This window comes from Paenibacillus sp. MSJ-34 (assembly GCF_018918005.1).
In the GTDB taxonomy this organism is placed as follows: Bacteria; Bacillota; Bacilli; order Paenibacillales; family Paenibacillaceae; genus MSJ-34.
In genome coordinates this window covers 1-13376 of the sequence record NZ_JAHLPR010000018.1, presented here as the reverse complement: position 1 = coordinate 13376, position 13376 = coordinate 1, and the positions used below count along the sequence as shown (strand labels likewise).

Genomic DNA, 13376 nt, shown 5'->3' with positions numbered 1-13376 from the left:
GCCCACCTCCTATTGTGCGTATCGCCGCTTGCCGGCCGCAATTTCGGCGCCTTGCGCGATCGCGTTCCATTCCGCTTCGAGCTCGAAGGGCCGCAGCCCGAGCCGGTAGGGCGGAAGCTGCTCCTCGCCGCAGCTGTTGCTGCCCAAACCGGACTGCATATAGTCGATATGAACGACAAGATAAGGCGCCTTTTCTACCTCATGCGGGTGCCTAGCCCGCTCCATCGCCTCGGTGGTGCAATCGCGCACCGACCATTCGCAGCCGTTCTCCGTCTTGAACAACAATGCCGTCTCGCGTCCGGTTCCTTCGGACATGCTGAACCATTTCACGCCGGTGCGATTGCCATTCTCCTGCGGGTACACGTAAGGCGTTTGCAAATCCGCAACGCTTGCGCGATAGACGCCCATGACCGAAGCTTCTTTGCTGTCGATATAATTTTCTCCGAAGCCTCTGCCGTACCAGGCCACTTGGTCCAACCGCTTGCCGGCGAACAGCTCGATGCCGAGCCGCGGCAGCATCGGCGGCGTTTCCTTCGCCCGGATGACCGGGGTGCCGGTCAGGCGCAAACGGACGGTTCCGTCGCCATAGATGATATACCGGTATAAGGCATCATAACCGAAAGCCTGATTCAAGGCGCCGAAATACGTCGCAATGTTCACTTCCGCATGCGAGCCGCGGTCGCAGATCTCAAAGCCTGCCAGTTGCTCGCTGGCCAAATGCAAGAAATATTTCTTCTTCCAGTCCTCCGTTTTGTACATGTCGTTGTCGATCGGCGCCCGCCACATCGTCAGCCGCGGTCCGCGCTCGATCCAGGCTTCGCCGCCGATGCGGTAGGTCTCCAAATATCCGCGCACACGGTCGAACACGACTTCAAATCCGTCGCCCCGGACGATCGCGCGCACCGGGTCCTGCGCAACCTCGACGCGCCCGGCCGGTTCGCGCACCTCCACCAGTTCCCGGTAATGCGGCAAACGCAATTGCTCGCAAGCGACGACAAACCCTTTTTCCGCATACGGCATGTCTTCCCTTAACCTATATTCCACCGTCAGGTAATAGTCCGTATTCGGCTGTACCTCGGCAATCGTGTAAGGCAACCGCACGATCTTCCTCTCTCCCGGCGCGATGACGTTAAGCTCCTCCATGATGCCTTCCGTCAGCACCTGATCGTCATACACGACTTTCCAAGACATTTCCAGATGAGACAAGTCAACAAAATCATACCGGTTCTCGATTTCGACTGTCCCCTCCTGCAAATCGACGGGGCGGGTCTTTACCGGCTCGACGACCTTCTTATATTCCAGCAGTCCCGGCGAAGGAGTGCGATCGGGGAACACCAGCCCGTCGATGCAAAAATTGCCGTTCGTCGGCTCGTCCCCGAAATCGCCGCCGTACGCATAATATGTGCCTCCTTGACCGTCCCGCCGTTCAATGCCGTGGTCGCACCATTCCCAAATAAACCCGCCCTGCAGCCGTTTATATTGCCGGAACGCTTCCTGGTATTCCTTCAATCCGCCGGGGCCGTTGCCCATGGCGTGGCCGTATTCGCACAAAATATGCGGCTTCTTGCCTTCTTCGTCCCGTCCGATCTCCTTCAGCGCTTCAAGCCGGGTATACATGGTAGAGTACACGTCGCAGACGGCAGCCTGTCGGTCCCCTTCGTAATGAACGGGCCTGGTCGGGTCCAACGCCTTGCAGGCCCGGTACATGGCGACGAAACCCGCGCCGAAGCCCGATTCGTTGCCAAGCGACCACATGATGACGGACGGATGATTCCGGTCGCGCAGCACCATCCGTTCCGCACGGTCGACGAATGACCGCTCCCACCGCCGATCGTCGGCAAGCCAGGAGGTATGCCCGGTCAGTTCGAAACCGTGGCATTCGAGATCCGCTTCGTCGATCACGTACAGGCCGTACCGGTCGCATAAATCGTAGAAAGCGTCCTGGTTCGGATAATGCGCCGTGCGGACGGCGTTGATGTTGTGCCGTTTCATCAGCATAATATCTTGCAGCATGCTTTCCTCAGTCACGGTGCGGCCTTCCCGCGGATCGTGCTCGTGGCGGTTGACGCCGTTCAGCATAATCGCCTTGCCGTTCACCGTCAGGTTCCCGTCCTTGATCTCCACTTTGCGGAAGCCGACGCGCAGCGGCACGATCTCGATCGGCGCGGCTCTCTCCTCCGCCCCATCCTCCCCGTCGCGCAATGCGATGAGCAGTTGGTAGAGATAAGGCGTTTCCGCCGTCCACAGATGCGGCGCGGTGACCGTTTCCGTCAACGCGACCTCGCCTTGCGATTGCGCCGCAATCCCGACCGCTCGCCGGAAGCGGCTTGTTACGGCCCCGCTTGCATCCAGCAGTTCGCAGGTCACGACAACTTCCCGGTCCGCCCCCGTACGATTGGACAGCTTCAAGCTTACCTGCAATTCGCCGTCCCGGTACTCCCTGTCCAAATCCGTTGCGATATAGCAATCCTCCAGCGCAACCGGCGGCATCCGGTACAGTTCCACACTGCGAAAAATGCCGCTGAACCACCACATATCCTGATCTTCCAAATAGGTTCCGTCAGACCACTGATACACGCGCACCGTTATTTGATTGTCGTCCGCCTGCGCGCAGCCGCTGATGTCGAATTCGGACGGCATCCGGCTTCCTTTGCTATACCCGGCATGTTGCCCGTTCACCCATACGTCGAAGGCGCTGTCGACGCCGTCGAATTTCAGAATGATCCGGTCGCCCGCGGGCCAGTCGTCCAACCGAAACGTCCGCCGGTAGATGCCGGTAGGATTATCGGTCGGCACATAAGGCGGATGGATCGGAAAAAGATAAAATAAATCGGTATAACTCATCTTGCCGTAGCCCTTCATCTGCCAGCAAGACGGCACGGCGATTCGATCCCAGCCGCTTGCGTCGTAATCCGGCGCGTAGAACCCCTCCGGCGACAATTCCGGCGCCTCCAAGTATAGAAATTTCCATTCCCCGTCAAGGTTTTGATACCCAATCGCGTCTTTTTTGTCCATCGCCAATGCCCGTTCTCTCGACTCGTACCTGCGGAAGCTCGCAGCCGCGTCTCTTCGATTGATATGCAATAAGCCGATATCTTCCCATTGCTTGCATTTCCGTTCCATTTTGCCAGCTCCTCCCAAGAAGTTATTTAATTGCGCCGCTAATTCCCTCCACGATATATTTTTGCGCATACAGGAACACGATCACAGGCGGAATCATCATTAGAATCGTAATCGCCATAATCGGCAAAATTTGCAGCTCATGCACGCCCTTGAACGAAGCGAGGCCGAGCGCGAGCGTGTATTTGGTCCGGTCCTGCAAAAAAATAAGCGGACCCAAATAATCGTTCCAAACCGACAGCATATTGAGCACCGCGACGAGCGTCAGCGGAGCTTTCATAATCGGCACGAATATTTTCCAATAAATTTGAAAGTCGCCCGCTCCGTCGATTTTGGCCGCATGCTCCAACTCCTTCGGCACATTCATTAGAAATTGGCGCAGCAAAAACACATAATAAGCCGAGCCGAAAAAAGCGGGAACGACGAGCGGCTTGAGCGTATTGATCCAGCCGAATAAATTGAACTGCATGTATAACGGAATCATCGTCACGTCCCAAGGAATCATCATCGTAGCCAGCAGCAGGATGAACAGCCCGTTTTTCAACTTGAACTGGAACCGCGCGAAGCCGTAAGCGATCAAGGAGCACGAAATCAATTGGCCCAGCGTCGTCAGCACGGTAATCGTCACGGAATTCATGAGATACAAGCCGAACGGCTGAGCGTTCCAGGCTTTGACGAAGTTGAGGAATTGAGGCATCGCCGGGAAAAAAGTCGGCGGAAATTGATGCACCTCGGCTTCCGTCTTCAAAGCGGTCAGTACGATCCATAGAAAAGGGAACAAAAAGTAGACGGAGAATACGACCAGCAAAACATAAGTCACCGCTTTATGCCATTTGGGGGTCTTCATTTCTTCCCGCCTCCCCTTTTCCGCTCGTTTCTCATATCGTTCTCGTAAAACACCCACACCGAAGAAGACTTAAAAATAAGCGCCGTCAACAGCAGGATGATGATAAACATGAACCAGGCGTTCGCGCTCGCATATCCCAGCTTGTGATGCTTGAACGCGTTGTTGTATACGAACAAGCCGTAGAAGTACGTCGATTTCAGCGGTCCGCCGTTCGTCAGCAGCAAGACGAGCGTCAACTGCTGCAGCGCGGAGATCGTCGACGTAATCAAATTGAAGAAAAGCGTCGGCGTAATGAGCGGCAGCGTAATGCCGGTAAATTGCCGGAAGAAGCCCGCCCCGTCCATCGCGGCCGATTCGTACAAGTCCGGGGAAATGCTCTTGATATTCGTATAGAAAATGAGCATCATCGTGCCGACTCCCCAGGCGCTGGCGATGACGATCGTCATAATGGCGCTGGCCGGATCGATCAGCCACTTGGGCCCTTGGATGCCGAACAGCGACAGCGCATAGTTCAAAATGCCGTACTTGGTGTTGAAAATCCAGCCCCATATAATCGAGACGGCGACGCCCGACACGACGGCAGGCAAATAGAAGATCGTACGGAACGCCTTCGCCCCTCGCACCGGCTGCGCAATCAGCAAGGCGAGTATCAATGATGTCGCCAAACTTAGGGGCACGTAGAAAACCGCAAATTTCAGCGTAATGACAAGCGATTTATAGAACTGGGGATCCTTGGTAAACATCTTGATGAAATTTTCGAAACCGACAAACTTCGGAGCGGAAGTGACCGGCCAATCGAATAAACTCATCACCAGCGACAAAATCAAAGGACCGGCCGTAAACACGACAAATCCGACGATCCATGGCGAAATAAACAAATACGGCGTCAACTTCCCCCGTTTGCGAATTGTTCTGCGCCGTTCTGCAGCATGCTCCATAGCGAACCTCCCGATCAGGATGGACTATATTAATGAAGGAAAAAAGGGGCGGCCGTTAAGGCAACCTTCCACCCCTTCATCCGAAACGAACACTCTATTGCGCCGCTTCATCCAACGCGGTTTTCGGATCCGTCATCGTACTCGGATTGAAAATTTGCTCGAATACAAGGCTAAGCCGCTCCGACACTTCGCTCCAATTGTCCACAATAAACGAGGCGGGCGTATATCCTTGGCTTTGCTCCAGCATGTTGTAGAATACCTGCTTCAATTCGTCCTGCTGCAAATTTTCGCTTTCGACGACGCTTTTCAGAACCGGCAGTTCGTAATCGATGCGCGCCCGGTTCGCTTCTTCGCTCGTCCAGAATTTGACGAACTCCCAGGCGGCGTCCTTCTTCTTCGAATCTTTCGAGATTGAGATGCCGGACGAAGACACGATGCTGACGGCGCTTCCGCCGCGGAAAGCGGGCAGCTCCACCACGCCGAAATCGATGCCGGCTTCCTTCAAGCCGCCGATCGACCAGGCGCCGTTCGTAAACATCGCCACTTTGCCGGACTTCATCTCCGTCGAACCCGAACCCTCCGTCGCAATGGCGTACCCTTCCTTGAGCATGTCTTGAAACATCGTCAACACTTCCACCGATTTCCCGCTATTGACGTTTCCTTGCAGATTGCCGTCTTTATCGACGTAAGCGGTTCCATTTCCCCAGAGGAACATTTCGAAATCGTAAGGATCGGGCGTTCCCGAGAAAGCGAAGCCGCTGACACTCTCCGCCGGATTGCTCAGTTTTTTGGCCGTCTCACGCAAATCGTCCCACGTCCATCCGCTCTTCGGATACGGCACTCCCGCCGCATCGAACAAGCTTTTGTTGTAATAGACGACATGCGTCGTGTATCCTACGGGCAAACCTAATATGTTCCCGTCGGCGGAATTGTAGTTCCACAGCGTTTCGTAATAGTTGTTCTTGAAATCTGCGCCTTCCTGCGCGAGATAGTCGTCAAGCGGTTCCAGCGCATCCTTATAGATCGGATAATTCCACATGTACATGACGTCCGGCGCGTCTTTGGCGCCCATGCCCGCCGCAATTTTCGTATCGTATTCGCTGCCGTACGCTTCCAGATTGACTTTGACGTTCGGGTGAGATTCATTAAACGTGTCGATCAATTGCTGCTGAAGCGTTAGATTTTCTTCCGAATCCCATGTAGCGAACCGGATCGTAACGTTTCCGCCCTGTTTGCCGTCTTGCGCAGACGGTTCCGCCGTCCCTCCGTCCCCGCATGCCGCCAGGAACATCGTTACAAGCATCACTGCGATGACTCCGATCCTGCCTTTCGTTTTCCGCATGAAAGCACCCCTTCGTTTAAATGGATTGAAAACCAAGATGCCAAACTTCATCAAGCCGAGCCGCGATGTCATTGAGCCGGATTTGTAAAATATGCGCTAGTGCGAAGTAAGTTGAAATCAATGGAGAGACGCATGAGAAGTAAGCGGTTGCATCAATCGGCGGTTAGGCCGATCAATCCGGAAGATGTTGGTTTTTATTATATTTTTCACTTGGTAAAATGTCAATAATTTTACTAATAAAAATTGAGGAAAATCGTTCCTTCCGAGGAAAATACTTATGAATGAACAATGAAAAAGGATTGCTATTTTCATCATTTTATGAATATTCATGACAAAAAACGCGATAGTAAAATTAATATGTTTTTACTAAAGAAAGTTTCGTTTCTTCATGTACAAATCGTTATTCATTAGAAATCCGCGGTTTTACCGTCTTTTCCCCCTCATTAGATTAGCGTGTTTTCGTTTTGTTACACCGGCAACCAGGCGATTTACAGGCTATTAGCGTGTATGCGTTTCGTTAGCCCGCCCGACGGGTGGCAGCCGCCGGCGGTATTGCGAAATTGACTCATGATGCCGTTATTTTTCGCGCGAAAATGGGGTGTCGGGCAAAAAGCCTGCGATCGTGCAGGAAACCCTTTACCTAACCCCCCATCTGCTTGCCACCGGGAAAAGATGCGGATTCGCAACCTTTATTGCGGCGCAGCTCGCAACGGCAAAAGCCTGCACTTGCAGGCTTTTGAGAAGTCCGCGGCTATCCTATCGTTCCAAACGCAGCGGTTCTTCTATTGTTTGCCGATTTCGTTTTTTCCCGGCGCCTCCCTTCCTGCCTGCCACATAAACGCCTCCGAGAATAATGAATAGCCCGAGCAGCATATTCCACTTGATTGCTTCGTTCAGTAAAAAGTATCCCCAGATCAGAGCGGTACACGGAACGAGATACGTCACCATGGTCGCAATTTCGGGGCTGCCTTTTTCCACAATATAATAGAAAAGAATATAAGCGATTCCCGACCCGAAAGCGCCGAGACCGATCATCATGCCGATATTGGTCGGCACAACTAGCTGCGAGAAAGCCGCCGGCTCGGCGAGTAGGGCGACGCTGCCGCTGCCGAGCATGCAGCATAGCAGCGTTCCGAACGTGATTTGATACATGGAGAGCGCATGGCCGGAAATGAGGCGCTTGGAAAGCTGGGACCCGATCGCATAGCAGAAGGTGGCCCCGATCATGCAGACAAATCCCAATACATCTACCGAAACGACCGACCCTGGCGTGATGCCGAGCAATACGGCCATACCGACCGTGGCGACGGAAACGCCAATCCATTGGGCCTTGTTCGATACGCCGCGGAAAAACAAGATTCCGACTACGATCGTCCACACCGGCGTCGCGGCATTCAATATGGAGGCCATGCTGCTCGACAAGCGCGTCTCGCTGAATGCAATAAGGGCCCAAGGGATAGAAGTGTTGATCAGCGCCATCGTCGCCATCGGAATCCAAGGGATGGTGCGGAAGCCGAACGGTTTCCGCAGCGCCAACATAATCGCGGTAACGACCGCCAACCCGCAAGCGGACCGGAGAAACCCGATCGTCCAAGGCCCGAAATCATGCAATAACATTTTAATAAAATAAAAAGAGCCTCCCCAAATGAGGCTGAGCAAAATAAGCGCCAAAAATACGAAACGCGACAAAGTTCTTCCTTCTTCCTAGTTGTTATATTTACAATAATCCAATCTCTCTGGCTTTCGTCACCGCCTGAATTCTTCGTTTCACCTTCAGCTTGGCGTAAATATGCTTCACATGAACTTTAATCGTATCGACCGTGACGAACAGCCCGTCGGCAATTTCTTGATTGGATAAGCCGTCGGCAAGCAGTTGCAGCACTTCCCGTTCCCGCTCGGTCAAGCTGACCCCGGCGGATAGCAATGATGGCGTGCGAAACGGTGCAAGCGGTTGTCCGGCGGCATATTTAAGCGTCGCTACATAGATGAGCTGGGCGGCCAGCATCCGCACTACGCCTAATCGATCCGGCGCGAAGGCGCCCGGCGTGACGTTATTTTCAAGATATAACGCGCCTGCCCGCTCGCCCCGGACGAACAGCGGCAATCCGAGCACCGACTTCGGCCGGCGGCGGATCATGTACGGATCGCCAACGAACGGCCCTTGCCGGGCGGCATCGTGTAGATAGAGCGCTTCGGACGTATCGATGACGCGGGCGATAAAGGCTTGGCATAGCCCTTCGTATTCCGCAAGCGGCAGAGGCATTTCGCGCCCGGTTTGCGGCGTACGCTCCGATTCCGCTACCGCTTCCACCGCCAGTCCTCTGCCTGCGCATGTCACCAAGCATCCTCTCTGTGCGCCGGCATTCTCGATTAGGATATGAAGCAAGCTTTGGATCAACCGGTCCAAATCGTTCTCCTGTGAAAACGTTTGGGACGCTTTGAACACGGCAGCCAGGTCGAGGATTTGCGAATATCCCGGTTGGGAAGGAGCTTGATCGGCGGATACGTCCGCGGATAGAACCTCCGCCATCGACATTGCGGCGATTTCCGGCTCCGCCGCGGAAGCCGGCGAATGCTCGTCGACCGTGAACGGACGATCATGCTCTCCCGGTTCGAACCGAGGGTAAGAGCCCGTTCTTTCCCAATGGCGCAGGCCTCTCTCCAAATCCGCCGCCAGTCCGCGCGCGCTCTGGTAGCGCTCGGCGGGCGTTTTCGCCAGAAGCTTCATAATGAGATCCGCCAAGAATGGCGGCACATCGATCTGGTCGCTCCGCAAAGGCAGCGGGGATTGGGCCAAATGGGCGTGAGCCCATTCCAGCGGCTCGCGCGCTTGAAACGGCAGCCGTCCGGCCAGCATCTCATAAAAGGTGATCCCGATCGAGTACAAATCCGTCCTGCCGTCGATCGTCCTCTCCGTTCTCCCCGTCCGTTCCGGAGCCATGTAAGGAGGGCTTCCCTCCATAAGCGGCATGCTAGCGTCCCGCTCCCCGCCGCCGGCCGTTCGCAATGCGTGTCCGAATCCGGTCAAATAGATGCGCTGCGACGCTGGTTCGACGACGATCGTATCCGGCCTGATATTCATATGTACGACGCCCTGTTCGTGCAGCAATTCCAGAACGCGGGCGGTGCGTATGGCAAGGGATAGAAAAGCGGGGATCGATACCCGCTGCGTACGATAATATGTCCGCAGCGTCACGCCGCCAATCCATTCGGAGACGAGAATCAGGCAATGCCCTTGACTGATAAGCGACAACGGCCGGATCACATGCGGCATGTTCAATTGGGTCAGCATTTGCTGTTCATGCAGCAATTTCGCATTTTCGAGCATGGTGCGATGCCCGTCCTTGACGATTTTCAACAAAACCCGGCGGGAATCGAGATCGGAATGCGCATAGCAAACTACGAAATGCGCATCATCCAATATGACTTCGTCTATTCGGTAACCAGGTACATTGATCATCAGACTCCGCTCCCGTCTATCCAACCGCAATTTTCAACATTCTAGCATCTATTATACAAAAAGGAAGTCCCGCATGTAAGAGAAAGAGACTTCCGCCGCCGAAACGGGGAAGTCTCATCAGATACTACGGTTGCTTTGCCGTGCCATTCCTGGATCATTCGATCGTAAGAACGACCTTGCCGCGCACATGTCCGGTCTCGACCTCGCGATGGGCGGCGGCGGCTTCATGCATCGGGAACGACTTCCAGATATGGATCTGCAGCTTGTCTTGAACGTATAACTCAATCAGTTCGGCAAGCCGGGCCGCCGACCGCTGGCTGCGGATGGCGCGCACGCCCAAACGCGGCGCGGCGTCGAAGCCGACGATCGTGCCGATCCGGCTCCTGTCGGCGACAAGTTCGACCGAGGCCGGCAGCGCCTCGCCGCCGATGGCGTCAAGGGCCGCATCCACGCCGCCCGGCGCAACGTCCCGCACGCGCTCGACGAGACCGTCTCCGTAAGCGACGGGAATGGCGCCGAGCGAACGCAAATAATCGTGATTGCGCTCGCTTGCCGTGCCGATGACCGTCGCTCCCCAGGCCCGGGCCAACTGCACCGCCACGGTGCCGACTCCGCCCGCGGCGGCGTGGATCAGCACGGTATCGCCTTGGCCGACGCCGAGTTCCCGCAGAGCGGTATGCGCGGTTTGCCCCGAGGCGCTCAAGACGCCCGCGACATCCCATGGCATCTCGCGCGGCTTCGATGCGATTTGGTCGGTGCCCACGACGACATATTCGGCATAACAAGCCAATACCGACCAGCCGATCACCTCGTTTCCGATTGCGAAATCGGACACCCCCTCGCCGACTTGATCGATGATACCGGCGAATTCGTTGCCGAGTATTTGCGGGAATTGCACCGGGAAACCGGTCCAACCGCCGCGCACTGCCGTATCAACCGGCTGCACCCCGGCGCTTTTCACCCGGACCCGAACTTGGCCCGGACCCGCCTGCGGATCGGCAAACTCCATCACTTGCATAACATCCGGCGTTCCGTACTTCGTAATTGCGACTGCTTTCATCGCGTTCAACTCCTTTATTTTTATAGATTGATCATGATTCAAGTTGTTGCCTTCTGTTGCGGCGTTCCCCGTCGACATCGCCGCTTCTCCGTGCCGCTTTGCCGAATTGGACGACGTACACGATCATAATGCCGACATGCAGCAAAGCCAAAGCCAGATAAAGATTGCTGTATTCGGACGCTGTCTCGTACGAGTTCACAGGATTCCACCGCGCCGCGTAATCTTGATCGACCAGCTTGCTGTAAATGCCTGCGGCCACGGCATTGGCAATAAAGTTAAGCATAGACATGAGCCCCATGCCGACGCCGGACTGTTCCTGCGGCAGCGTGCGGGAGATCGTGTTGAATAACGCGATTTGCATAAAGGTTTGTCCCACATTGCCGAATATGAGGAAGGCGGAGATTAAGATCGGCGCCGCGCCCGCGAACGAAGACAGTAGAACTAGGCAAATGACGAGCAGCGAAGACGCCGTGCAGTATAGAAACAGATTGCCTCGAACGTCCGCCAGCTTGCCGCCCGTTCTGCCGAGCGCCGCCGATGCCAAGGCGGCCGGAACCATGGCAAAGCCGACCCACCCGGGGTGCAGATTGTTCGCATGAGACAGCAGCAGCGGGCTCAGGAAAGGCAGCGCGTATCCGATTCCGCTCGCAAGAAACGCGATCGTTAGCCCAAGCGTATAGCGTTGATTGCGAAACAGCCGGGGCTGAATGAAAGGCGCGGCGGCCTTGCGAATACGGATCGTAAATAAGATGAGCAAGCAAGCCGCTGCGGCGCCCGGCAGCCACGCTTCATTCGTTACGGCCAGAAGCAGCAGCGCCACCGCCGATCCGAGCAGGCCGCCGCCGATCCAATCGTTGCCGCCGCCTTGGCCCCGCTCGTCGTCCAAATATTTGCGGTAGAACGGCAGCAATAGCAACGTAAAGAGCGGCATCAGGAACAACCATCGCCAATGAACGACGCTGACGACGAAGGCGGAGACGATCGGGCCCAAGGCGCTGCCGAGCGCGAGGCCGGTTGCGCTTATTCCTAATGCGCGTCCCCTTCGCTCAGGCGGAAAATAGCGCAACGGAATAATCATTCCCGTCGCCGGTATGACCGAAGCGCCCATCGCTTGCAACGCCCGGGCGAGCAGCACCATCCAATACGCCTGGGCGGCCAGCCCGATCATCGAGCCGAGCGCGAAAAAAACGAGGCCGAAAGTAAGCAAATTTTTCAATTTATAGGTATCGGCAAGCTTCCCGTATATCGCCGATCCGACCGCGTAAATGAGCATATATGCCGACGAAACCCAGCTTACTTGCGCGGTGGAAAGCTGAAATTGCGCGCTAATGTCGGACAATACGATGTTGAACATCGTCGCGCTCATAACGGAGATAACGACTGTAAACGCGAGAATTTGTATTAATTTCTCTCCATGTTGCCGTTGAATGCTCTCCTCCATCCTCCTCACTTCTTTCTCAGATGTTGTCTGTTGTCACCATTTATTTTACAATTGATAATATATAATGAAAAATACAAATAAAATTATAAATATATATACTGTAGTATATGAATGAAAGGATGATCTGGCATGGAACTGCTGCAGTTGCAATATTTCCGCACCGTCGCCAGGCTGGAGCATATGACGAAGGCGGCGCAGGAGCTTCGTATCGCACAGCCCGCGCTAAGCAAAACGATCGCGCGCCTCGAAGAAGATTTGGGCGTGCCGCTATTCGATCGGCAAGGAAGGCAAATCCGGCTGAACGCTTACGGCAAAGCGTTTCTGAAAAAAGCGGAAACCGCCTTATCCGCCTTGGAGGAGGGGCGGCGGGTAGTGGCCGATCTGGCGGGATTGGAGCGCGGGAGCATCTATTTGGCGACGACCACGTTGAACCGTCTTTCGGAGCCTTTAGGCGCTTTTCTCGCTAAGTACCCGGACATTAACATCCGCATTAGCCAGGCTTCATTGGAAGAGATGGAGCAACTGCTCGAGAGCGGCGAGGTGGACTTCTGCTTTACCGCGATGCCGATCGATCGGCAAGGCGTCCGCGAGCTGCCGATGCTGCATGAGGACGTGTTTCTAGCCGTGCCGCCCGGGCACCGGTTTGCAAACCGAAGCAGCGTAAGCCTGACCGAAGTAGCCGACGACCCTTTCGTCGGTTATAAAGAAGGCTTCCCTTTCCGCAAAATGAACGACGAATTTTGCCGGGCGGCGGGATTCCGGCCGAATGTCGTATGCGAAGTCGACGGTCCCGAGGCCATCGGCAATCTGGTGCGCGCCGGCCTTGGCGTTGCGTTCGTGGGAGCTTGCAAGAGCGATGTGGAGACGCCGCTGATTAAATTGCGCATTGAGCATCCCGTTTGCCAGCGCACTTATCGTCTCGTCTGGTCGGAAGAGCGTTATTTGTCGAAAGCGTCCCTTGCGTTTCGGGATTTTCTCGCGCGGCATTTTGCCGAGTTAGAGCAATCTCTATAAGGATGGAGGGGATTCTTTTGTACGAAAATAAACTATTTAACATTAAAGCGCTAAAGTCCCTTGGACCGAAAAGGTTTCCTAAGCAACATTAATATCCATAAAGTTACAGTTATGCTGGGACTATCTCACGTAGCTCTACTTCATAACCCATTTG

Annotated in this window: 9 protein-coding genes; 1 reads left to right on the top strand and 8 read right to left on the bottom strand. The window is 55.0% G+C overall.

Features of this window, described 5'->3' with window-relative positions:
- Window positions 1-9: 9 nt before the first annotated feature.
- The 8 genes from KQI79_RS10825 to KQI79_RS10790 form a co-directional block, all read right to left on the bottom strand.
- Window positions 10-3123 (bottom strand): glycoside hydrolase family 2 TIM barrel-domain containing protein, encoded by a 3114-nt coding sequence (locus KQI79_RS10825; RefSeq protein ID WP_216538248.1) that lies wholly within the window; start codon window positions 3121-3123, stop codon window positions 10-12.
- Window positions 3124-3145: 22 nt separating this feature from the next.
- Window positions 3146-3967 carry a carbohydrate ABC transporter permease gene (locus KQI79_RS10820; protein ID WP_216538247.1) on the bottom strand — a complete coding sequence of 274 codons (822 nt, stop codon included), beginning with the start codon at window positions 3965-3967 and terminating at the stop codon, window positions 3146-3148.
- Window positions 3964-4905: a carbohydrate ABC transporter permease gene (locus tag KQI79_RS10815; protein ID WP_216538246.1), complete on the bottom strand. Its 942-nt coding sequence runs from the start codon at window positions 4903-4905 to the stop codon at window positions 3964-3966. The genes KQI79_RS10820 and KQI79_RS10815 overlap by 4 nt, the downstream gene beginning before the upstream one ends.
- 94 nt (window positions 4906-4999) lie before the next feature.
- Window positions 5000-6247 carry an ABC transporter substrate-binding protein gene (locus tag KQI79_RS10810; RefSeq protein ID WP_216538245.1) on the bottom strand — a complete coding sequence of 416 codons (1248 nt, stop codon included), beginning with the start codon at window positions 6245-6247 and terminating at the stop codon, window positions 5000-5002.
- A 756-nt stretch (window positions 6248-7003) separates the two neighbouring features.
- Entirely contained in the window at window positions 7004-7936 is a 933-nt protein-coding gene (locus KQI79_RS10805; protein WP_216538244.1) for a DMT family transporter, read from the bottom strand.
- A 28-nt stretch (window positions 7937-7964) separates the two neighbouring features.
- Entirely contained in the window at window positions 7965-9707 is a 1743-nt protein-coding gene (locus tag KQI79_RS10800) for a protein kinase domain-containing protein (RefSeq protein ID WP_216538243.1), read from the bottom strand.
- A gap of 154 nt (window positions 9708-9861) precedes the next feature.
- Window positions 9862-10767, bottom strand: coding sequence for an NADP-dependent oxidoreductase (locus KQI79_RS10795; protein ID WP_216538242.1), 906 nt, complete (start codon window positions 10765-10767; stop codon window positions 9862-9864).
- 31 nt (window positions 10768-10798) lie between these two features.
- Window positions 10799-12208, bottom strand: coding sequence for an MFS transporter (locus KQI79_RS10790; RefSeq protein WP_216538241.1), 1410 nt, complete (start codon window positions 12206-12208; stop codon window positions 10799-10801).
- Between the two features lie 129 nt (window positions 12209-12337).
- Here KQI79_RS10790 and KQI79_RS10785 point away from each other — a divergent pair, with 129 nt between their 5' ends.
- Window positions 12338-13222 carry a LysR family transcriptional regulator gene (locus KQI79_RS10785; RefSeq protein ID WP_216538240.1) on the top strand — a complete coding sequence of 295 codons (885 nt, stop codon included), beginning with the start codon at window positions 12338-12340 and terminating at the stop codon, window positions 13220-13222.
- Window positions 13223-13376: the final 154 nt, after the last annotated feature.

Coding starts and splice junctions, on each gene's coding strand:
- KQI79_RS10825 (WP_216538248.1), bottom strand. CDS start 3,123: ATGGAACGGAAATGCAAGCAATGGGAAGATATCGGCTTATTGCATATC.
- KQI79_RS10820 (WP_216538247.1), bottom strand. CDS start 3,967: ATGAAGACCCCCAAATGGCATAAAGCGGTGACTTATGTTTTGCTGGTC.
- KQI79_RS10815 (WP_216538246.1), bottom strand. CDS start 4,905: ATGGAGCATGCTGCAGAACGGCGCAGAACAATTCGCAAACGGGGGAAG.
- KQI79_RS10810 (WP_216538245.1), bottom strand. CDS start 6,247: ATGCGGAAAACGAAAGGCAGGATCGGAGTCATCGCAGTGATGCTTGTA.
- KQI79_RS10800 (WP_216538243.1), bottom strand. CDS start 9,707: ATGATCAATGTACCTGGTTACCGAATAGACGAAGTCATATTGGATGAT.
- KQI79_RS10795 (WP_216538242.1), bottom strand. CDS start 10,767: ATGAAAGCAGTCGCAATTACGAAGTACGGAACGCCGGATGTTATGCAA.
- KQI79_RS10790 (WP_216538241.1), bottom strand. CDS start 12,208: ATGGAGGAGAGCATTCAACGGCAACATGGAGAGAAATTAATACAAATT.
- KQI79_RS10785 (WP_216538240.1), top strand. CDS start 12,338: ATGGAACTGCTGCAGTTGCAATATTTCCGCACCGTCGCCAGGCTGGAG.